Source organism: Dickeya sp. CFBP 2040 (assembly GCF_012273755.1).
Lineage (GTDB): Bacteria > Pseudomonadota > Gammaproteobacteria > Enterobacterales > Enterobacteriaceae > Dickeya > Dickeya poaceiphila.
Window position 1 is genome coordinate 1 of sequence record NZ_JAAVXH010000118.1, and the last position, 303, is coordinate 303.

1 protein-coding gene is annotated in these 303 nt (G+C 45.9%); it reads right to left on the reverse strand.

Annotation, left to right across the window (positions count from 1 at the left end):
- Positions 1-14: 14 nt before the first annotated feature.
- The coding region (locus Dpoa2040_RS17745) for a transposase (protein ID WP_168642096.1) at positions 15-303 on the reverse strand (289 nt) is incomplete at its 5' end.

A 303-nucleotide genomic window follows, 5' to 3' on the forward strand; every position in this document is an offset into this window, starting at 1 on the left:
TCACGTTAAAAATTCTACAGCGTCATCACGTTATTTAGTCGCCCTTCAAAATAAATGGCCAACTGTGACAATGTCAAATTCCAGCTCTGGATGGGCATTGTCCATTTTTCCTGTGCGTTCATCAGCCCCAGATAAAGCAGCTTCAACAGACTGTTTTCATTCGGGAAAGCACCTTTGGTTTTGGTCAGCTTCCTGAACTGTCTGTGCACCGATTCGATAGCATTTGTGGTGTAAATGACTTTGCGGATATTTGCCGGATAGCGGAAGTACGCTGACAGATTGTCCCACTTGCGTCGCCACGAC